This window comes from Micromonospora salmantinae (genome assembly GCF_022230905.1).
GTDB lineage: Bacteria > Actinomycetota > Actinomycetes > Mycobacteriales > Micromonosporaceae > Micromonospora > Micromonospora salmantinae.
Window position 1 is genome coordinate 23967 of record NZ_JAKKFG010000016.1, and the last position, 19803, is coordinate 43769.

Genomic DNA, 19803 nt, shown 5'->3' on the forward strand with positions numbered 1-19803 from the left:
GGGCCTACCAGGAGTTGCCCCATGCCCCGAGTTTCGGACCGCCAACGCATCGCGCAGGACATCCGCGACAAGATCGCTTCTGGCGAATACGCGCCGGGCGACAAGCTGCCCTCGTTGCGTGAAATGACCGCGCACTACGGCGTCTCCGCCGAGCCGGTCCGATCAGCGCTGCTGATTCTGCAGGCCGAGGGTCTGACCGAGGGACATCAAGGCAAAGGCACCTACGTCAGCGACCCAAAGTAAATGGCCATTGGGCTGCGCCGGGGCCGGCCCGAGGGATGCTGTCCCTCCAAGATCTGCGCTCTGTTCACAAAGCGGTAGCCTTGGAGGGTGCGAGTACGTGTCGAGCAGACCGCCTTACCCGGGATCGGGGTACGTCACGATCTGGTGACGGAGTCCGGACGCCGCCTGGGCGTCGTTTCTCACCGCAACGGCCGCCGTGATCTCGTTCTCTACGATCCCGACGACCCCGACGCCTGCCAGTCGGACATTCCGCTGACCGACGACGAGGCTGAGGCTCTGGCCGACATCCTCGGCGCGTCGCTGATGCTCGGCCAGCTCTCCGGGCTCCGGGAGCAGGCCGCCGGTCTGCTCACCGAGCAGATCGCCATCACGGCCGGCTCCCCGTACGTCAACCGGAAGCTCGGCGACACCAAGGCGCGTACCCGCACCAGCGCCTCCATCGTGGCTGTACTGCGTGAAGGCGAAGTGATCGTCTCGCCACTCCCCTCCTTCCGCTTCGCGGCCGGCGACGTGGTGGTCGTTGTCGGGACCCGTAGAGGTCTCGACGGCGTTTCCGCCATCCTCGCCGACAGTGACCCGGACGGCTGAGGCGGATGCACGATTCCACCACTCTGCTCGTCGAAGTCGGCGCGCTGCTGCTGCTCCTTGGCGTCCTCGGGCGGCTCAGCCGCCGGGTAGGGCTGTCACCCATCCCCCTCTACCTGCTCGCCGGGCTGGCGTTCGGGCACGGTGGGCTGCTCCCGCTCGCCGCCAGCGAGGAGTTCTTCGCGGTGGGCGCCGAGATCGGCGTCATCCTGCTGCTGGTGATGCTCGGCCTGGAATACTCGGCCAACGAACTGGTCGGCAACCTCCGGTCGGCGGCCCCCGCAGGGCTGATCGACGGCGTGTTCAACGCGCTGCCCGGCGCGGCCTTCGCCCTGCTGCTCGGCTGGGACTGGGTCGCCGCCCTGGTACTCGGCGGCATCACCTGGGTCTCGTCCTCGGGCGTGATCGCCAAGGTCCTCGCCGACCTGGGAAGACTCGGTAACCGGGAAACCCCGGTGATCCTCTCGGTCCTCGTGATCGAGGACCTGGCGATGGCGCTCTACCTGCCGCTGGTCACCGCCGTACTGGCCGGCACCGGCCTGCTCGGTGGCGGCATCGCACTCGCCGTCGCGGTGGGCACGGTGCTGCTCGTGCTGGTGGTCGCCATCCGGTACGGCCACCTCATCTCCTCCGCCCTGTCGGCGAAGGACCCGGAGGCGCTGCTGCTCGGCGTACTCGGTCTGACCCTGCTGATCGCCGGGCTCGCGGCGAAGCTCCAGGTGTCGGCGGCGGTCGGCGCGTTCCTGGTCGGCATCGCGCTCTCCGGCCCGGTGGCGCACCATGCGACCGAACTGCTCTCGCCGCTGCGAGACCTGTTCGCGGCGGTGTTCTTCGTCTTCTTCGGCCTGGTCACCGACCCACGGGACATCCCGCCGGTGCTGCTGCCGGCGCTCGCGTTGGCAGTGGTCACCATGGCGACGAAGACGCTCACCGGGTACCTCGCGGCCCGCCGGGTCGGCATCGCGGAACCCGGTCGATGGCGAGCCGGTCTGGCGCTCGTACCTCGTGGTGAGTTCTCCATCGTCATCGCCGGTCTCGCGGTGGCCGCCGGGAGCGTCGAGCCGCAGTTGGCGGCGCTGGCCGCGACGTACGTCCTGATCACCGTGGTGACCGGGCCGATCCTGGCTCGGCTGCCCGACTTCCCGTGGTTCAAGCGGTGGCTGCGCAGCCGTGCGGCGGCCCAACGGCGGGAGCCGGTCCCGGTGGTCGACTCAGTGCCCTGAGCTCCACCTGAACGCCGCGGCGGCGTGGGTCGCACCCTCGCGGAGGTAGAAGCGGTGCGCCTCGGTTCGGGCCAGGCCGGACTCCAGGAAGACGTAGTCGGCACCCTGTTCGTGCGCCCACGCCCTGGCCGCCGTGAGGAGGCTGGAGCCGACACCCCGGGAGCGCCACTCGGGGTGCACGGCGAGATCCTCGATCGACGCCCGACGGCCGAAGCGCACGGAGAGGATGTCCACGTAGACGCTGGCCACGCCGATCAACTGATCTTCGTCCGATCGTGCCGCGAAGAGTGCGACGTCCTCGTGGGCGAGCAATTGCGCGGTTCGCTCGACGGCGCGGTCGCGGTCCCAATCCCCGGGACGGCTACCGGGAGGGGCGAAAAGCCACTCCAGCCCGGCGACGAACTCGGCCTCGGCGCCCCGCTGGAACCGTCTAACGTGGATAGTCATTGGTGCATCATCGGCTGCGCTGTCGATGCAATGGACCCGCCCGTGCCAACGGTTGCGGAATTGCTCCCCGCGGGTACTACCGCAGCACCCGACGGCGGGTTACCGTTTCGCCCCAGCAGCCAGGGTCCGCAGGCAGCGTTGCCAAACGCGGGCGAGAGCGGAAGGTTGGCCGGTGAGCGTGCAGGAGTCGACGTTCCACGGCTTCGCCAACCCCGTCGATCCGACTCCGGCGGAGTTGCGAGCTTGGGCGTACAAGCCCGATTCGGTGCCGTTGGCCTCGATGCCACCCGACTGGGACCTGCTGGTCTCCGGCGACCGGCTGGTGTTGACGCTCTTCGAGTTGGCGATGGATCCAACCTGCCCGGCCCGGCGTTTCGCGCTGCACTGCCTCTACATCTACGCGGCCGACGGCATCCGGACGAACTTCCGCGCCCACCCCAAGCGCCGCTTCCGCAAGCTCGTCGAACAGGCCGAGCGTGACGGCGACGAGCTGATGAGGATCTGGGCGCACAACGGCCGGGTGCTGTTGGCCCGACCGGACCTCTTCGTCTACCGGGACTGGTGCGAGGGCGGCCTGGTCCGCGAGAACCGCCGCCTCGGCTGAGACGCTGTGGCGTGATGCCGCAAACGATTCAGCTCGAAAGGACCTGCGCTTCGGCCGGACGCCCACCCCGAGCCGAGGGTGCCGTCCCAGCGTCCGGCCCCGCACCTCTGACAGCGAACGGGCCGCGACCCCGGCGCGGCGAACGGGCCGGGACCCCCCGTGGGTCCCGGCCCGCACGTCGGTCACCGGTCAGTCCTGCTTGCGTTCCGTCTCGGCTCGGCCCCGTTCGCCGGCGTGGTCGCCGTCTTCGGCGAACCGGCCCGCGATGATCCGGTCCCGGTAGGTCCCCTCGGTCACCTTGTCGAACTTCTTGCGGACGGTCTCGGCCAGGTTCTCCAACCGGTCCTCGGTCTGCTGGGCCACCTTTTTCGCCGGTTCCGCCATCGCTCCCCCTCGCCATGCCGGTAGGTCCATATTAAGCCGATTGGACCCTTATCGACAGGCTAACTGAAGCGGCCCGGACCGCGCCGGGAATCCAGCGCGGTCCGGGCCGAGAAGACAGATCCGGGTGAGCGGCAGGTCAGCGATCGGGCGTCCGGCGGGGGCGCCACACCACCAGGGCGGTGGACGTGCGGTTGGTCGGCACCAGATCCCGGCCCGGGAAGCGGGCCAACGACTCCAGCTCCGCCACCCGGCGGTACGCGGCGTCCAGCTCCGCCTCCAGCCGGGCCACCCGCTGCTGCGCCTGCTCCAGCAGCCGCTCCAGCCCGATGATCCGCTTGACGCCGGCCAGGTTGATCCCGTCGTCCTGGCTGAGCCGCTGCACCTCGCGCAGCAGCACCACGTCGCGGACGCTGTAGCGACGCCCGCCACCAGCGGCCCGGCCGGGCTGCACCAGCCCCAGTCGGTCGTACTGGCGCAGGGTCTGCGGGTGCATCCCCGCCATCCGTGCCGCTACCGAGATCATCAGCACCTTGGCCTCGTAGGCAGGGTCGCCCGAACCGAGGAACTCGCCCGACATCCCGCTCACCTCCGCGTCCATTCCACCGGACTAACTGACTCGACGCACCCGTGCGTCGAGATGTTCCCGGGCCGCCGGCGGGGTCTGCTCGGCGAACGACTCCAGCGCCGTACGCGCCTCGTCCGACAACCGGGCCGGCACCACCACGTCCAGCGTGACCAGCAGGTCACCGGCCTGCCCGTCGCGACGGACCACACCCTTGCCCCGGGCCCGCAGCACCCGCCCGCTGGGCGTTCCCGGCGGCACCCGCAGGGTCATCGCACCGTCGAGCGTGGGCACCCGCAGGTCCGTGCCGAGCACGGCCTCCGCGAAGGTGACCGGCACGGTCAGCGTCAGGTCGTCCCCGGTACGCCCGAACAGCTCGTCCGGCCGAACCTTGACGTGTACGAAGAGGTCGCCGGCCGGGCCGCCGCGCTCGCCCGGCTCGCCACGCCCGGCCAGCCGGATGCGTTGACCGTCGGCCACACCGGCCGGGAAGCGCACGTTCATGGTGCGGGTCTTGGTGACACCGCCGCTGCCGTGGCACTCCGGGCACTTCTCCTCGACCACTGTGCCGACGCCCTGGCAGTTGCGGCACGGCTCGGAGAAGCTGAACGACCCCTGGTTTCGGGTGGTCACGCCGGCACCATGACAGACCGGGCAGGTACGCGGCTGGGTGCCGGGCTTGGCCCCGTTGCCGTGGCAGGTGTCGCAGACTCCCGGCGCGCGCAACGTCAGGGGCAGCGTCACTCCGCGCACCGCGTCGCCGAAGTCCAGCGCCACCTCGGTCTCCACGTCCCGACCCCGGGCCGGACCGTGTGGTGCGGCCTGCCCACCGGCCTGACCGCCACTGAAGATCGAGCTGAAGAGGTCCTGGAAGCCGGCGCCGCCGAAGCGACGATCGCCGCCTCCGCCGCCGCCGAACATGTCGGAGACGTCGAACGGCATGCCGCCCGGCTGACCCCCACCCCGGGCGTTGCGCCGGAACGCGCCCGAGCCGAACAGCGAACGCATCTCGTCGTACTCGCGACGGCGGCCGCTGTCCGACAGCACGTTGTACGCCTCGGACGCGGCCTTGAACCGCTCCTCGGCCTTCGGGTCGCCCGGGTTGTGGTCCGGGTGCGACTCCCGGGCCACCTTGCGGTACGCCTTCTTGATGTCATCCGCGGAGGCGGCCTTGTCCACGCCGAGCACGGCGTAGAAGTCCTTCTCGATCCAGTCCTTCGAACTCACCGGTCCACCTCCTTCCGACCCTGGTGGCCCGGCCGTCCCGCCCACCGCTGAACGGTGGGCGGGACGGCCCGGTCACTGTCTGGCACTATTCCGGATCCGCGACCGCGACCAGCGCGGGGCGCAGCAGCCGCTCACCGAGCTGGTAGCCGCGTCGCATGACCTGTACGCAGGTCGGCTCGCTGACGTCGGCCGAGGTCTGGTGCGCGACCGCCTCGTGCCGGGTCGGATCGAACGGGTCGCCCTGCTCGCCGAAGGCGTTCAGGCCGAACTTGCCCAGCGCGGTGGTGAGTTGTTCCGCCACCGTGCCGAACGGCCCGACCAGGTCGCCGTGTTCCCGGGCCCGGTCCAGGTCGTCCAGGATCGGCAGCAGCGCGGCCAGCACCGAGCCGGTCGCCTGCTCCTGGACGAGGCTGCGGTCGCGGTCGACCCGCTTGCGGTAGTTGGCGTACTCCGCCGACACCCGCTGCAGGTCCCTGGTCCGCTCGTCGAGCTCGGCCCGGAGCGCCTCCAGTTCAGCGCCGAGCGAGGTGCCCGTGCCGCCGCCGTCCACCGGCTGCGCCGGGGCGTCGACCACCGGCGGACCGGACGGCTCCGGCCCGTCGGTGGAGTTGACCTCGACCTCGATCTCGTCGACCACTACCTCGGCGTCCTCGACCAGGCCCTCGGCCGGCACACCGGTCTCCGCGTCGGCGGCGGTCCCCTCCGGCTCGGCGGTGTCGACGAGCTTGCGGTTGTTGCGGATGACGACCCGCTCCCCGTCGCCGGTCGGCTCCGTGGTCGCGGAGCCACCCGGCGCCGACCCGGTGTCGCCCGGGTCGGCGGCTCGTGGCTTCTGCGTCATGCGGCTACCTCATCCCCTTCGCGGTGAGAACGTGTCGGAGGCCGACGGTCACTTCTTGCCGTCCTCGTCCACGATTTCCGCGTCGACCACGTCGTCGGCGCCGCCGGCCTGCGCGCCGGTCGCACCGGTCGCACCGGTCGCACCCGGGCCGGGCTCGCCACCCGGCTGCTGACCCTGCTCGGCCTGCTGCGAGTAGAGCAGCGAACCGGCCTGCTGGGAGACCTGAGCCAGCTTCTCGTGCGCCGACTTGATCTTCTCGATGTCCTGACCGCCGAGGGCGCCACGCAGCTCGCCGAGCGCCTCGTTGAGCTGCTCGCGGTTCTCACCGGGCAGCTTGTCGCCGCTCTCGGCGAGGAACTTCTCGGTCTGCCACTGGAGCGCCTCGGCCACGTTGCGGGTCTCGGCGTCGTCGCGGCGGCGCTTGTCCTCCTCCGCGTGCTCCTCGGCGTCCCGGCGCATCCGCTCGATGTCGTCCTTCGGCAGCGAGGAGCCGCCGGTGATCGTCATCTTCTGTTCCTTGCCGGTGCCCAGGTCCTTGGCGTGCACGTTGACGATGCCGTTGGCGTCGATGTCGAAGGCGACCTCGATCTGCGGCACGCCGCGCGGCGCCGGCGGGAGGCCGGTCAGCTCGAAGGTGCCGAGCTTCTTGTTGTACGCCGCGATCTCACGCTCACCCTGGAACACCTGGATCAGCACCGACGGCTGGTTGTCGTCCGCCGTGGTGAAGACCTCGGAACGCTTGGTCGGGATGGTGGTGTTGCGCTCGATCAGCTTGGTGAAGATGCCGCCCTTGGTCTCGATGCCCAGGCTCAGCGGGGTCACGTCGAGCAGCAGGACGTCCTTGACCTCACCCTTGAGCACACCGGCCTGGAGGGCGGCGCCGACGGCGACGACCTCGTCCGGGTTGACGCCCTTGTTGGGGTCGCGGCCGGTGAGCTGCTTGACCAGGTCCGTCACGGCGGGCATCCGGGTCGAACCGCCGACCAGGATGACGTGCTCGACGTCGGAGATCTTGATCCCGGCGTCCTTCACGGCCTGCTCGAACGGGCCCTTGCAACGGTCCAGCAGGTCCTGCGTCATCCGCTGGAACTCGGCGCGGCTGAGCGTCACGTCGAGGTGCAGCGGGCCGGCCGCGCCGGCGGTGATGTACGGCAGGTTGATGTTGGTGGTGGTGGCGGCGGACAGCTCGATCTTGGCCTTCTCGGCTGCCTCGCGGAGCCGCTGGAGGGCCATCTTGTCCTGAGCCAGGTCGATGCCGTGCTCGCCGCGGAACGTCTTGACCAGGTGGTCGATGATCCGCTGGTCCCAGTCGTCGCCACCGAGCTGGTTGTCACCGCTGGTCGACTTGACCTCGACGACGCCCTCGGCCAACTCCAGCAGCGACACGTCGAAGGTGCCGCCGCCGAGGTCGAAGACCAGGACGGTCTGCTCCTTGGAGCCCTTGTCCAGCCCGTACGCCAGGGCGGCCGCGGTCGGCTCGTTGACGATCCGCAGCACGTTGAAGCCGGCGATCTCACCGGCCTCCTTGGTGGCCTGGCGCTGGCTGTCGTTGAAGTAGGCCGGAACGGTGATCACCGCGTCGGTGATCTGCTCACCCAGGTACGCCTCGGCGTCCCGCTTGAGCTTCATCAGCGTCCGGGCCGAGATCTCCTGCGGGGTGTACTTCTTGCCGTCGATGTCGACGGACCAGTTCGTGCCGACCTCGCGCTTGACCGACCGGATCGTCCGGTCCGGGTTGGTCACCGCCTGGCGCTTGGCGACCTCACCGACGAGCACCTCGCCGTTACGGGCGAACGCGACGATCGAAGGAGTCGTCCGCGACCCCTCAGCGTTGGCGATGACGGTGGGCTCACCGCCCTCGAGAACGCTGACGCAGGAGTTCGTCGTGCCGAGGTCGATACCGACCGCACGTGCCATCTTCGCTTCCTCGCTTCGTAAGGTTGTGCAGGTGACGGGCATCGCCCGTGGGCTGCTGGCGAGCACCGCTCGCAGCGGGCCCCACCACAAGTTGAGTGAACTTGACTCAATAGTGCCACGCGTTGGCCAATCGTCAAGTTGACTTGAGTCAACCCGACGCAACCCAGCCGTTATTACCGTCCGGTTGTCTTCCCTTGCATCGGTCGGGCACGCTTTAGCGGTGACGACGCACGGCGATCCCGCCACCCGTTCCGGTGCGCCCGCCGTCGCAGCCCGCACCGACCCGCCGGACGCCGCGGAGGAGCCGCCCGCCACCACCGGGGACGACAGCCTCCCCGGCGCACTGTCGGGTCTCCGGGAGGCGATCGGCGCGACCCGGTATCCCCTCGCGCTGCCCTCCGCCAACTCTGCCCGGCACAGCGCCACCGCACTCACCGACCAACTCGACGACTACCTGCTGCCCCGGCTCGCCCGGTTGGACGCCCCACTGCTCGTGGTCGTCGGCGGCTCCACCGGCGCGGGTAAGTCGACCCTGGTCAACAGCCTGGTCAAGGCCCGGGTCAGCGCCGCCGGCGTGCTCCGGCCGACCACCCGCTCCCCGGTGCTGGTCTGCAACCCGTCCGACGCGGCTTGGTTTCGGCAGGGTGACCTCCTGCCCGGGCTGACCCGCACCACCGAGCCGAGCGACGATCCGCGCGCCCTGCACCTCGTCACCGCCCCGGCCCTGCCCGCCGGGCTGGCCTTCCTCGACGCGCCCGACATCGACTCGGTAGTCGACGCCAACCGGGCGCTCGCCACCCAACTGCTGGCCGCCGCCGATCTGTGGCTCTTCGTCACCACCGCCGCCCGGTACGCCGACGCGGTGCCCTGGGAACTGCTGCGCAGTGCCCGGGCGCGCGGCGCGGTGATCGCCATGGTGCTGGACCGGGTGCCCGCCGAGGCCACCGACGAGATCGCCGCGCACCTGACCGAGATGCTCGCCGAGCAGGGCCTCGGCCGGGCACCGCTGTTCGTGTTGCCCGAGACCTGGGTCGACGGCCAGGGGCTGCTGCCCGAGGGAGTCACCGCCCCACTGGCCGACTGGTTCGCCCGGTTGGCCGCCGACGTGGACGCGCGGGCGGCGGTGGTCCGCCAGACCCTCGACGGGGCGCTGGCCGCACTCCACCCCGCCGTGGAGGATCTGGCCGACGCCGCCGACGAGCAGCTCGCCGCCGCCGACGGGCTGGACGAACGGGTCCGGGCCGCGTACCGGGGTGCCGAGCGCACCGTCGAGCAAGGGCTCCAGGACGGCCGGCTGCTCCGGGGTGAGGTGCTCGCCCGCTGGCAGGAGTTCGTCGGCACCGGCGAGCTGTTCCGCACGCTGGAGGCACGGATCGGACGCCTCCGGGACCGGGTGGTGGCCGCCGTCACCGGTCGACCGGCGCCCGCCGTCGAGCTGCGCAACGCCATCGAGTCGCAACTGGTGACGCTGCTGCGCGGGGTGGCCTCGGAGGCCGCCGAGTCCGCGTACACCGGGTGGAAGGCACATCCGGCCGGCGCCGGGCTGCTCGACCCGGCGCTCGCCCACCCGAGCGACGACCTACCCGAACGCGCCGAGCGCATGGTCCGGGACTGGCAGCGCGGAGTGCTGGAACTGGTCCGGGTCGAGGGCGGTGACAAGCGGTTCGTGGCCCGCACCGCCGCGTACGCGGTGAACGCCACCGGGCTGGCCGTGATGATCGCCGTCTTCGCCTCCACCGCGTTCATCCCGACCGGGCTGGAGCTTGCCACCGGGGCCGGCACCACTGTCGCCGCGCAGGCCGTCCTCCAGGCGATCTTCGGCGACCAGGCGGTGCGTACCCTCGCTGCCAAGGCCCGCGCCGACCTGCTGGACCGGGTGCGGACGCTGCTCGACGCGGAGGCGGACCGCTTCTTGAGCCGCACCGCCGACGCCCGCCCCGCCGAGGACGCCGGCGACGGGCTGCGCCGGGCCGCCGGCCGGGTCGAGCTGGCCCGGCACCGCAGCGGCCTGTCCGCCGCCGACGAGGAGGGTTCCCGGTGAGCAACATCGCCGGCCGGGTACGCGAGGTGTTCCGCGGGGATCAGCGGGTCGACGCCGACGCGCTGATCGCCCGCCTGGACGCGGTACGCCGGTTCCTGACCGCCGTGGACGGTCTGCTGCCGGACGCCGACCTGGTGCCCGCGCACACAGTGGTCGAACGGGCCGGCGCCCGGCTCGCGCTGTCCCGGGACCACACAGTGGTCGCCCTGGCCGGTGCCACGGGCAGCGGCAAGTCCAGCCTCTTCAACGCGTTGGCCCAACTGGAACTCTCGCCGGTCGGGGTCCGTCGGCCGACCACCGGCGTCACCCACGCCTGCGTGTGGGGGCCGCTGGAGGGCGCCAACCATCTGCTCGACTGGATCGGCGTACTGCCCCGACACCGCTTCGTCCGGGAGAGCGCCCTGGACGCGGACGACGAGACGGCCCTGCACGGGCTGATCCTGCTCGACCTGCCCGACTTCGACTCGGTGCAGCGATCGCACCGGCTCGAGGTGGACCGACTCCTGGGCCTTGTCGACCAGGTGGTCTGGGTGGTCGACCCACAGAAGTACGCCGACCGGGTCATCCACGACAGCTACCTGCGCGAGTTCCACAGGCACCGCGAGGTCACGCTGGTCGTGCTCAACCAGGCCGACCGGCTGTCCCCGGTCGAGGTACCCCGGGTCCTGGACGACCTGCGTCGGCTGCTCGACACGGACGGGTTGACCGGGGTGCCCCTGCTGGCCACCACCGCCATCGATCCGGCCGGGATGGTCGGGCTGCGCAGTGCGCTGGAGCGCACCGTCGCCGAGCGGCAGGCCGCGTTGCGCCGGCTCGCTGGTGACGTCGACACGGTCGTCGCCGGCCTGGACGAGCTGGTCGGTTCGGCCCGGCCTGCGGGCGGGCCGGACGACACCGCCGTCAACGGGCTGAACCGGGCGTTGGCCGGGGCGGCCGGGGTGCCGGCGGTGACCGAGGCCGTGGAACGGGCGTACCGGCACCGGGCCGGCGCGGCCACCGGCTGGCCCGTGGTCCGGGGCTGGCGGCGGTTGCGACCCGACCCGCTGCGTCGGCTGCACCTGCCCGGCCCGACCGGCGACCAGGCCGACCCGGCGGAGAGCCTGGTCGCGGCCACCTCGGTACCGGACCCGACGGCCGCCCAACGCTCGGCGCTCGGCCTCGCCATCCGCGCGGTGGCCGACCGGGCCGCCGCCGACCTGCCCGCCGCCTGGCCCGGCGCGGTGACCTCCGCCGCCCGGTCCCGCCTCGGCGACCTGCCGGACGCCCTGGATCGCACGATCGCCGGCACCGACCTCGGCCTCGACCGTCGCCCGCTGTGGTGGCGAATCGTCGGCGGTGTGCAGTGGTTGGTCACCCTCGCCGCCGTGGTCGGGCTGGGCTGGCTGGTGCTCGGCTACGCGCTGCGGGCGCTCGGCCTGCCCGCGCTGGACAACCCGATGGTCGGCCAGGTGCCGCTGCCGACAGTGCTGCTGCTCGGCGGCCTGCTGGCCGGGCTGCTCGTGTCGGCGCTGACCCGGCCGGTGGTGCGCTGGGCCGCCCGGCGCGCCCGGGCCCGCGCCGACCAGCGGCTGACGGCGCGGGTCGCCCAGGTGGGCGACGAGTACGTGCTGACACCGGTACGGATCGTGCTCGGCTCGTACGAGGAGGCACGCGACGCGCTGCGGGACGCCGCACGCCGCTGACGCTCCGCACGGCTCGCTACCGCTCTGCGTACGCCTCCGGCGGCGTAGGGTCGGAGCATGGCCACGCCTCAGACCCCCTACGACGCGGTGCTGCACGCCGCACGCGACGTGACCAAGCTGGAGTCCGCCCTCGACGCCGAGATGCTCGGCAGCGCCCTGCTGGGCAGTGTCTACGCGATCGCGGAGACCGACCGCGACGCCGCCGTACGGGAGTTCGTCACCGGCTTTCTCGCCGCCACCGCACGCCGCAGGATCGCGGCGGCGACCACCATCCGGCAGGTCTTCGCCACGCTCGTCCCGACCGCCGAGGGTGCCGATCGGGTGCGCCCGGGCAGCCAGGCGCCCACCTGGACGTCCCAGCTCGGCCGGGTGCACCTAACCGGCACCTGGGCGTACGGCGACGTGTACGGCGACCAGACCTCCTACCTCGCGACCTTCGCCTACGACGACGAGTCCGGCGGCTCGGAGCACGCGCTGGTGGCCCTGGTGGACCACAACATCGGGATCACCAAGGACATCTTCGTGGGCGGGCCGGCCGAACGGATCCTGGACCAGGTCCGGCAGATGTGCGCCGACGACGAGTTGACCTGGTTCCGGGCCGAAGATCCAGCCCGGTTCCGGGGCGAGGTGGCTCGCCATCTTGCGGTCACCGACGACCTGGGCGAGTTGCCCGGCGAGGGGTCACTCGCCACCGACCGAGCGTTGGTCGGGGCCCGGCTGGCGACGCTGCCCATCGCGGCCGTTCCGACCGGTCCGGCGGAGGTCGAGCCGCTCTCCGCGGCCGAACGCACCGACCTGGTCCGGCGGTTCCTCGCCGCGCCGGAGGCGGCCCGCTTCGGGCTGGACGCCGTCGACGGCCCGGAGTTGGCCTCCCTGCACTTCTGCCTGAGCCTGCTGCTGGACCACTCGGCGAGCTTCCCGGACGCCGATCCGATGCGCTGGAGTCCGGCGGTGTCCGGGCTCTTCCTGCTCGACTGGGTGCACCGCCGGGCCGTGCTGGACATGGACGACGCGGCGATGCTTCCCCGGGTGCTGCGGGCCTGGGCGCGGTACGCGTCGCGCCAGCGCGGGCTGCCCGAGGCGGCGGCGACGCGCACCGACGAGGCGATCGAGGAGATGGTGCCGGAGTTCGCCCGCCTCTACTCGACCGGTGAGCGGCGCAGCGCTGCCACCGCTGCGGTGGCGCAGCTGATGGCCGACGGGGTGGACCCGGACGACCCGGCCGCGCTGGACGCGTGGATCGAGGCGAACCGCCACCGCCTCGCCGACGACGGCGCCTGACGGCGTCCCAGGGTGGGCGGCCACGCGCCGCCCGCCCTCGGCCCGGCCGGCGTCGCCCGCCAGGGCTGAGCGGCACGCCGCCCGCCCTGGATCGGGCTAGCGCAGCGGTCCGAAGATCGCCGCGGCGATCAGGGCGCCGAGCGCACCTCCGGTCAGCACCTGCGCCAGCGTGTGGTCTTTCAGCCGTACCCGGGACCAGCCGACCACCGCCAGCAGCGGTGCGGCGGCGACCAGCAGGGTCCCGAAGGTCAGCATCAGGATGACCAGCGTGCCGGCGGCCACCGCCGAGTGGATCGACATCTTCCACCAGTGGCTGACCGACACGGCCACGACGAGGCCGACGAGGCCGGCCACCGCCAGTGCCAGCACCGGGCGGGGTGCGCCGAGCACGGCGAGCAGGGCGAGCCCCGCCGCTACCGAACCGAGGCCGACCAGCAGCGGCGCCCGGCGCTGCTCCCGGCGGCCGACGTGGTGGTCGGTGAGCCGGCCACGGCGTACGCCGCCGACGATGTAGGCGAACGGGATGCCGGTGACGAACAGAGTGGCGAGCAGACCCCAGACGAGGCCCTGACCGGGACGGCTGGCGCTGTGCCAGCTCACCGTGATGATCAGCAGTGACACGAGCACCGCCGGGGCGGTCACCTCGGTGACCAGCCGGGCGATCCGCAACCCCGGGCCGGGCCGGGTGGTGACCGGGCGGGGTTCCGCACCGCCGCCCACGCCACCCCCTCCGGTACGCGCCTACCGCCGAGCGCCGCCGTCGCCGGACAGGCCGCGCCTGATCGTCACCGTACCGTCGGCGACACCGCGGGGTACGTCGGTCCGGCCAGGCGCCGGGCTGACGCTGGGCCTCGAGGCGACGGCCGACGGCGACGGGATCGCCGGGCTGGGTCGGCGGGTCGGTACCGCGGGCGGCGTGGGTGTGGGAGCCGGCACGGACCGGGTGATGGTCGGCACGGCGGTCGCTGTCGCGTCGTCGGTCGGTGTGGGTGTCGGCTCCAGGGTGGGCGTCGGGTCCACCGTCAGGGTCGGAGTCGGATCGGGGTCGGCCGAGCCGGTCGGGTCCGGACCCGGCGAGTGGGTCGGGTCCGGGTCCGGCGGATCGGTCGGGTCCGGGTCCGGCGGATCGGTCGGGTCGGGGTCGGTCGGCGGTGGCGGAGCGACGGGCGGGGGCACCGGCGGCGAGGTGCTCCGCGGGGGTCTCGGTGCCACCGGCGGGGCGGTCGTCCACCGGGCGGGCCCGGGATCGGCAGCGGCGGGCCCTTCCCGTGGACGCGACGGGGCGGCCGGCAGCCAGCCGCTGGTCGGGCCGACGCTGGGTGTGCCGAGCGGGGAAAGCGGTGGTTGGCTGGTCATCGGCATTGGGATCACCACCGGCCCGACGGACGGGGTCGGCATGAACGGGGTGCTGCTGTCCGGTAGTGCGGTGCTGCCCGGGGTGGCCGAGCCCGCGCTGATCGCGGCGAGGATGGGCATCGACGCCGTGCCGGCCAGCAGCGCGACGGTGAGCAGGTAACCGCGGGAGGGGCCACCGGCGCCGGGGGCCCGGTGGACACCGACCATCCGGCGGTAGCCGCCGGTTGACCGGTGCCTACCAAGCGCTGGTGTGCCGGGACCGTCACCTGGCTCGTACACCGCACACCCCTAGTCGTCGGCCGTCGGAGGACATGAATGGGCGCCGCCGGGGCAAGAAACCCGACAAATAACCCGATAGGCGCGATCCTGCGGGAATCAGCCTCGCGCAGTCACGGTGGGTCAGCCAACCTCCACCGCGTGTCGACACGCAGTGCTGCCCGAACGGTGACGAATCGTGCCGCAACGCATGGGAAACGCGGGCCGGCATGATGGCGACAAACGGCGTCAAAGCAGGGGCGGTCGGATTGCGGAGGCAGGCGTACTGTGGGCGCGCTCACCTGCTCTGCGAATATGGAGCACGACGGCAACGCAGCCGTGACCTCCGCGCACCCTCGCGGCAGGCGCGGTTGAGCGCCGGCGCTCCCGATCCGGGTTCGGCCAGAACCCGGATCACGCCGTGCGGCAACCCCCACCGGGGCTAGGCGCGGCCGCCAGGAACCGGTCCGGCAGCAGCCGGGCAGGCGCACGAGTTGCGCGGCCGGGTGACCCCCCGGTGCCGACGCAGACACGACAGGGAGAGACCGATGGCAAAGGGCGACCCCGGGGGCACCACCCGCAGCAGGCGGGCCGCACCCCGCTCCAAAAAGGGCGCGGCCGGCGACCCCGCGCTGGTGCAGCTCCTCACCCCCGAAGGCGAGCGGATCGACAGCGCCACCGGGCCGGACGGCACCGAGTACCGCGTCGACTTCACCGACGAGGAATACCGCGGTCTCTACCGCGACCTGGTGCTGGTCCGGAAGCTGGACGCCGAGGCGACCGCTCTCCAGCGCCAGGGCGAGCTGGGCCTGTGGGCCAGCCTGCTCGGCCAGGAAGCCGCCCAGGTCGGCTCCGGGCGGGCGCTGCGTACCCAGGACATGGCCTTCCCGACCTACCGGGAGCACGGCGTCCTCTACTGCCGGGGCATCGACCCGATCATGCCGCTCGGCCTGTTCCGCGGCGTCGACCAGGGCGGCTGGGACCCGAACGAGTTCAAGTTCAACATGTACACGATCGTCATCGGGGCGCAGACCCTGCACGCGACCGGCTACGCGATGGGGATCACCATCGACGGCAAGACCGGCACCGACGACGGCGAGGCGGCGATCGCCTACTTCGGCGACGGCGCCACCAGCCAGGGCGACGTGAACGAGGCGTTCGTCTGGGCCAGCGTGTTCAACGCCCCGCTGGTCTTCTTCTGCCAGAACAACCAGTACGCGATCTCCGAGCCGCTGGAGCGGCAGACCCGTGTCCCGCTCTACCAGCGGGCCGCCGGCTTCGGCTTCCCCGGCGTACGGGTGGACGGCAACGACGTGCTCGCCACGTACGCGGTCACCCGCACCGCGCTGGACAACGCCCGCCTCGGGCAGGGCCCGAGCCTGATCGAGGCGTACACCTACCGGATGGGCGCACACACCACCTCCGACGACCCGACCCGCTACCGCATCGCCAGCGAGGTCGAGGCGTGGCAGGCCAAGGACCCGATCGCCCGGGTCAAGGCATTCCTGGAGAAGCAGCAGATCGCCGACGCGGGCTTCTTCGCCGAGGTCGACGAGCAGGCCCGCCGCGAGTCGGTGCACCTGCGCGAGCGGGTCCTGGAGATGCCGGACCCGGAGCCGGTGACGATGTTCGACCACGTCTACCCCAACGGGTCTCCGCTGCTCGACGAGCAGCGCGCGAAGTTCAGCCGCTACATGGAGTCGTTCGAGGGGAGCGCCCACTGATGGCCACGGAGACGCTCACCATCGGAAAGGCCCTCAACACCGGTCTGCGCCGCGCCCTGGAGAACGACCCCAAGGTCATCATCATGGGCGAGGACGTCGGCAAGCTCGGCGGCGTCTTCCGGATCACCGACGGCCTCCAGAAGGACTTCGGCGACCAGCGGGTGATCGACACCCCGTTGGCCGAGTCCGGCATCATCGGCACCGCTGTCGGTCTGGCCATCCGCGGCTACCGGCCGGTCTGCGAGATCCAGTTCGACGGCTTCGTCTACCCCGCGTACGACCAGATCGTGTCGCAGGTGGCGAAGATGCACTACCGCTCGGGCGGCCGGCTCAGCATCCCCATGGTGATCCGGATCCCGTTCGGCGGCGGCATCGGCGCGGTCGAGCACCACTCCGAGTCGCCGGAGGCGTACTTCGCGCACACCGCCGGCCTGAAGGTGGTGACCTGCGCCAACCCGCAGGACGCGTACGTGATGATCCAGCAGGCCATCGCCTCGGACGACCCGATCGTCTTCCTGGAGCCCAAGCGGCGCTACTGGGAGAAGGGCCAGGTCGACCTGGCCACGCCGCTGTCCGACGCGTACCCCCTCCACTCGGCCCGGGTCGTGCGGCCCGGCACCGACGTCACCGTGTTGGCCTACGGCCCGATGGTGCGGACCTGCCTGGAGGCGGCGACCGCCGCCGCCGAGGACGGCCGGGAGTTGGAGGTCATCGACCTGCGCTCGCTCTCGCCGCTGGACCTGACGGCGGCGTACGAGTCGGTGAAGCGCACCGGCCGTGTGGTCGTGGTGCACGAGGCACCGTCCAACATCGGCCTCGGCGCCGAGTTGGCCGCCCGGATCACCGAGGAGTGCTTCTACTCCCTGGAGTCGCCGGTGCTGCGGGTGACCGGCTTCGACATCCCCTACCCGGCCGCCCGGGTGGAGGAGGAGTTCCTGCCCGACCTCGACCGGGTGCTCGACGCTGTCGACCGCACCTTCGGCTGGTGAGCGACATGTCCCGGATCAAGACGTTCAACCTGCCCGACCTGGGCGAGGGGCTGACCGAGGGCGAGATCCTGGCCTGGCTGGTCAAGGTCGGCGACACCATCGAGTTGAACCAGCCGATCGTCGAGGTGGAGACGGCGAAGGCGGCCGTGGAGATCCCGGCGAAGTGGGCCGGCCAGGTCCAGGCGATCCACCACCCGGAGGGCACCACTGTCGAGGTCGGTACGCCGATCATCGCTATCGACACCGACCCGGGCGCCGGGCCGCTGGACGCGCCGTCGACCACTGCCACGCCCAGCGGTGACCTGCCCACCCCGTCTGCGGCCTCGCTGGCGGCGGTGCAGGTGGCACCGGCCGAGGGCATGGTCGAGCCCGGCCTGATCGGTGGGGCGGCCCCGGGCGGGCGGACGGCGGTGCTGGTCGGCTACGGCCCGCGTACCACCGCCGCGAAGCGCCGCCCCCGCAAGGGCGCGGTCCCGGCGCAGGCCGTGGCGGCTCCCGCACCGGCGGCGCCGACTCCGCCACCGGTGGTCGCGCCGGCCCAGAACGGGCGGGCCGCGACGGCGACCGGCGGGGTGCTGGCCAAGCCGCCGGTGCGCAAGCTCGCCAAGGATCTCGGGGTAGACCTCGGCACGTTGACCGGGTCGGGGCCGCTCGGCTCGATCACCCGGGAGGACGTGCAGCAGGCGGCGAGTGGTGCGAGCGTTGTGGTTGCCGAGCCGATCGCGGCGACGACAGCGCCCAGCTTCGGCGCGGACCGGGAGCAGCGCATCCCGGTCAAGGGCGTCCGCAAGCTGACCGCCGAGAACATGTCCCGCTCGGCGTTCACCGCCCCGCACGTGACGGAGTTCCTGACCGTCGACGTGACCCGGGCGATGAAGGCCCTGGACCGGCTGCGCGGCCGGCGGGAGTGGCGCGACGTACGGGTCTCGCCGCTGCTGCTGGTGGCGAAGGCGGTGCTGCTGGCGGTGCAACGGCACCCGATGGTCAATTCGACCTGGGCGGGCGACGAGATCGTGGTCAAGGAGTACGTCAACCTCGGCATCGCGGCGGCCACCGAGCGCGGTCTGATCGTGCCGAACGTCAAGGACGCCGGCCGACTCTCGCTGCGGGAGTTGGCGGACGCGCTGACCGACCTGGTGCAGACGGCGAAGTCCGGCCGCACCTCGCCGGCGGCCATGTCCGGCGGCACCCTGACCATCACCAACGTCGGCGTGTTCGGGGTGGACACCGGCACGCCGATCCTGCCGCCGGGCGAGTCCGCGATCCTGGCCTTCGGCGCGGTGCGGGAGATGCCCTGGGTGCACAAGGGCAAGGTCAAGGTTCGCCAGGTCACCACGCTGGGGCTGAGCTTCGACCACCGGATCATCGACGGTGAGCTGGGCTCGAAGTTCCTGCGGGACGTCGGCGACTTCCTCACGGATCCGGAGGCGGCGCTGCTCGCCTGGACCTGATCGTCTCGAACGCCAGCCACGGCCGGTGTGCCACGGGTTAACGCCCGGCACACCGGCCGTGTCCGTTGGGCAACGGAACCGTCGGCCAGATGGCTTGTTGACCTTTGATTGTTAGGCAGGTGTCTCAGCTCACCTAATAATCGATGGAATTTCGCCGGCTTCTGCTGTTGAATAGACGTATCAGGGGCTGACAACCGAATAGCTAGGGGGACCCACCAATGAGCATGATCGAGCGAATCCGCAACCACCGCGACGCGACCCGCCGCGCCCGTGCCATCGAGCACGCGCTGCGCTCCGCGAACTCGCCGGCGGTCCGCGAGGAAATCCTCGTCATCGCCCAGCGTCACATGAGCTGACGCTCCACGACATTCCTCACCTCCTCCAGATCGATGGCCCACCCGGCCCACCGGGTGGGCCATCGGCGTTTCCCAACCACCACCACCGGGATTCCGCCCTGCCGCAGCGCCCGGTACGGTGGGCTTCGGTCGCCGCCCGCCGACCCGGCAGAGGCCGAGCCGACAAAACTGCTCGACATCAACCGGCCACGGTGAGTGACGACCAGTGCTCCTTGGACGTGCCGTGCCAACACCCGATACCGTGCGGGGAGCCGGCACAGCGGTACGCCGGTGACGCCGGCAGCCATGCCGAGGAGACCGATCGGCACCGGCGAGCCGACATGTGATGGAGGAGGCGCACCCATGACGTCCGAGGGCCCGCACCGACCCGGCCAGGAGCCGGACGAGGTGTCACCGGGCGCCGGCGGACCGGCGCCGTACGGCGACCGCCCGGCGCAGCCGGACAACGGCCAGAACGCCGCCGGCCCCGACCTGGGCTGGGCACCCCCGCCCCCGACGCGGCCCAACCCGTCGGCGCCGGCATGGGCGGCCCAGTCCGAGCAGCCGCCGGCCCCCGCCTGGGGTGCCACCGCGGCTGCCCAGCCCAACGACCCGGCGCAGCCCGCCTGGGCCGCCGGTGGTGGCGCGAGCGAGCC

General features: G+C 71.9%; 19 protein-coding genes and 1 pseudogene. 12 read left to right on the forward strand and 8 right to left on the reverse strand.

Annotation, left to right across the window (positions count from 1 at the left end; translation table 11 throughout):
* The first annotated feature begins 21 nt into the window (after positions 1–21).
* The 3 genes from PSH03_RS14680 to PSH03_RS14690 all read left to right on the forward strand — a co-directional run bounded on the left by PSH03_RS14680 (position 22) and on the right by PSH03_RS14690 (position 2051).
* On the forward strand, positions 22–243 hold the full coding sequence (locus PSH03_RS14680) for a winged helix-turn-helix domain-containing protein (RefSeq protein ID WP_112668519.1): 222 nt from the start codon (positions 22–24) through the stop codon (positions 241–243).
* A gap of 87 nt (positions 244–330) precedes the next feature.
* The gene (locus PSH03_RS14685) at positions 331–831 is read left to right on the forward strand and encodes a cation:proton antiporter regulatory subunit (RefSeq protein ID WP_030332098.1); all 501 of its coding nucleotides are present in this window, start codon (positions 331–333) and stop codon (positions 829–831) included.
* Between the two features lie 5 nt (positions 832–836).
* On the forward strand, positions 837–2051 hold the full coding sequence (locus PSH03_RS14690) for a cation:proton antiporter (protein WP_238689460.1): 1215 nt from the start codon (positions 837–839) through the stop codon (positions 2049–2051).
* Here PSH03_RS14690 and PSH03_RS14695 read toward each other — a convergent pair.
* Entirely contained in the window at positions 2040–2498 is a 459-nt protein-coding gene (locus tag PSH03_RS14695) for a GNAT family N-acetyltransferase (protein ID WP_238689461.1), read from the reverse strand. The genes PSH03_RS14690 and PSH03_RS14695 overlap by 12 nt on opposite strands.
* A 172-nt stretch (positions 2499–2670) precedes the next feature.
* Between PSH03_RS14695 and PSH03_RS14700 the strand changes: the two genes are divergently transcribed.
* Positions 2671–3102, forward strand: a complete 432-nt coding sequence (locus PSH03_RS14700) for a hypothetical protein (protein WP_151491008.1) — start codon at positions 2671–2673, stop codon at positions 3100–3102.
* A gap of 189 nt (positions 3103–3291) precedes the next feature.
* Here the strand turns inward: PSH03_RS14700 and PSH03_RS14705 are convergent, their stop codons facing one another.
* The 5 genes from PSH03_RS14705 to dnaK all read right to left on the reverse strand — a co-directional run bounded on the left by PSH03_RS14705 (position 3292) and on the right by dnaK (position 8033).
* Positions 3292–3486 (reverse strand): hypothetical protein, encoded by a 195-nt coding sequence (locus PSH03_RS14705; RefSeq protein ID WP_210782997.1) that lies wholly within the window; start codon positions 3484–3486, stop codon positions 3292–3294.
* 136 nt (positions 3487–3622) lie between these two features.
* Positions 3623–4063: a heat shock protein transcriptional repressor HspR gene (locus PSH03_RS14710; RefSeq protein WP_030332087.1), complete on the reverse strand. Its 441-nt coding sequence runs from the start codon at positions 4061–4063 to the stop codon at positions 3623–3625.
* Between the two features lie 30 nt (positions 4064–4093).
* Entirely contained in the window at positions 4094–5275 is a 1182-nt protein-coding gene (gene dnaJ, locus PSH03_RS14715) for a molecular chaperone DnaJ (RefSeq protein ID WP_210782998.1), read from the reverse strand.
* Positions 5276–5360: 85 nt separating this feature from the next.
* Positions 5361–6116 (reverse strand): nucleotide exchange factor GrpE, encoded by a 756-nt coding sequence (gene grpE, locus PSH03_RS14720; RefSeq protein WP_210782999.1) that lies wholly within the window; start codon positions 6114–6116, stop codon positions 5361–5363.
* Positions 6117–6164: 48 nt separating this feature from the next.
* A complete protein-coding gene (gene dnaK, locus PSH03_RS14725) occupies positions 6165–8033 on the reverse strand; it encodes a molecular chaperone DnaK (protein WP_112586096.1) in 1869 nt (622 codons plus the stop codon).
* A 220-nt stretch (positions 8034–8253) separates the two neighbouring features.
* On the opposite strand from dnaK, the gene PSH03_RS14730 reads away from it, so the two are divergent.
* From PSH03_RS14730 to PSH03_RS14740, 3 genes are read left to right on the forward strand one after another with little or no spacing between them, the layout of a single operon-like run.
* Entirely contained in the window at positions 8254–10074 is a 1821-nt protein-coding gene (locus PSH03_RS14730) for a GTPase domain-containing protein (protein ID WP_238689462.1), read from the forward strand.
* The gene (locus tag PSH03_RS14735) at positions 10071–11756 is read left to right on the forward strand and encodes a GTPase (protein WP_238689463.1); all 1686 of its coding nucleotides are present in this window, start codon (positions 10071–10073) and stop codon (positions 11754–11756) included. The genes PSH03_RS14730 and PSH03_RS14735 overlap by 4 nt, the downstream gene beginning before the upstream one ends.
* A gap of 57 nt (positions 11757–11813) precedes the next feature.
* Positions 11814–13037, forward strand: coding sequence for a hypothetical protein (locus tag PSH03_RS14740; RefSeq protein WP_238689464.1), 1224 nt, complete (start codon positions 11814–11816; stop codon positions 13035–13037).
* A gap of 96 nt (positions 13038–13133) precedes the next feature.
* On the opposite strand, the gene PSH03_RS14745 is transcribed toward PSH03_RS14740, so the two are convergent.
* On the reverse strand, positions 13134–13757 hold the full coding sequence (locus tag PSH03_RS14745) for a phosphatase PAP2 family protein (RefSeq protein WP_210783007.1): 624 nt from the start codon (positions 13755–13757) through the stop codon (positions 13134–13136).
* 21 nt (positions 13758–13778) lie between these two features.
* On the reverse strand, positions 13779–14600 hold the full coding sequence (locus PSH03_RS14750) for a hypothetical protein (protein WP_238689465.1): 822 nt from the start codon (positions 14598–14600) through the stop codon (positions 13779–13781).
* Between the two features lie 596 nt (positions 14601–15196).
* Here PSH03_RS14750 and pdhA point away from each other — a divergent pair.
* The 5 genes and pseudogenes from pdhA to PSH03_RS14775 form a co-directional block, all read left to right on the forward strand.
* The gene (pdhA, locus tag PSH03_RS14755; RefSeq protein ID WP_210783011.1) at positions 15197–16372 is read left to right on the forward strand and encodes a pyruvate dehydrogenase (acetyl-transferring) E1 component subunit alpha; all 1176 of its coding nucleotides are present in this window, start codon (positions 15197–15199) and stop codon (positions 16370–16372) included.
* Positions 16372–17361, forward strand: coding sequence for an alpha-ketoacid dehydrogenase subunit beta (locus PSH03_RS14760; RefSeq protein WP_238689466.1), 990 nt, complete (start codon positions 16372–16374; stop codon positions 17359–17361). The genes pdhA and PSH03_RS14760 overlap by 1 nt, the downstream gene beginning before the upstream one ends.
* Positions 17358–18812 carry a dihydrolipoamide acetyltransferase family protein gene (locus PSH03_RS14765; protein ID WP_238689467.1) on the forward strand — a complete coding sequence of 485 codons (1455 nt, stop codon included), beginning with the start codon at positions 17358–17360 and terminating at the stop codon, positions 18810–18812. The genes PSH03_RS14760 and PSH03_RS14765 overlap by 4 nt, the downstream gene beginning before the upstream one ends.
* Positions 18813–19030: 218 nt before the next feature.
* The gene (locus PSH03_RS14770) at positions 19031–19168 is read left to right on the forward strand and encodes a hypothetical protein (RefSeq protein ID WP_165435866.1); all 138 of its coding nucleotides are present in this window, start codon (positions 19031–19033) and stop codon (positions 19166–19168) included.
* Between the two features lie 342 nt (positions 19169–19510).
* Positions 19511–19803: pseudogene (locus PSH03_RS14775) on the forward strand (LppU/SCO3897 family protein); the annotation flags it as partial.

Excerpts from the sequence above, each read along its gene's own strand:
- PSH03_RS14680 (WP_112668519.1), top strand. The coding sequence starts at position 22 with ATGCCCCGAGTTTCGGACCGCCAACGCATCGCGCAGGACATCCGCGAC.
- PSH03_RS14690 (WP_238689460.1), top strand. The coding sequence starts at position 837 with ATGCACGATTCCACCACTCTGCTCGTCGAAGTCGGCGCGCTGCTGCTG.
- PSH03_RS14695 (WP_238689461.1), bottom strand. The coding sequence starts at position 2,498 with ATGACTATCCACGTTAGACGGTTCCAGCGGGGCGCCGAGGCCGAGTTC.
- PSH03_RS14705 (WP_210782997.1), bottom strand. The coding sequence starts at position 3,486 with ATGGCGGAACCGGCGAAAAAGGTGGCCCAGCAGACCGAGGACCGGTTG.
- PSH03_RS14710 (WP_030332087.1), bottom strand. The coding sequence starts at position 4,063 with ATGTCGGGCGAGTTCCTCGGTTCGGGCGACCCTGCCTACGAGGCCAAG.
- grpE (WP_210782999.1), bottom strand. The coding sequence starts at position 6,116 with ATGACGCAGAAGCCACGAGCCGCCGACCCGGGCGACACCGGGTCGGCG.
- dnaK (WP_112586096.1), bottom strand. The coding sequence starts at position 8,033 with ATGGCACGTGCGGTCGGTATCGACCTCGGCACGACGAACTCCTGCGTC.
- PSH03_RS14740 (WP_238689464.1), top strand. The coding sequence starts at position 11,814 with ATGGCCACGCCTCAGACCCCCTACGACGCGGTGCTGCACGCCGCACGC.
- PSH03_RS14750 (WP_238689465.1), bottom strand. The coding sequence starts at position 14,600 with ATGGTCGGTGTCCACCGGGCCCCCGGCGCCGGTGGCCCCTCCCGCGGT.
- pdhA (WP_210783011.1), top strand. The coding sequence starts at position 15,197 with ATGGCAAAGGGCGACCCCGGGGGCACCACCCGCAGCAGGCGGGCCGCA.
- PSH03_RS14760 (WP_238689466.1), top strand. The coding sequence starts at position 16,372 with ATGGCCACGGAGACGCTCACCATCGGAAAGGCCCTCAACACCGGTCTG.
- PSH03_RS14770 (WP_165435866.1), top strand. The coding sequence starts at position 19,031 with ATGAGCATGATCGAGCGAATCCGCAACCACCGCGACGCGACCCGCCGC.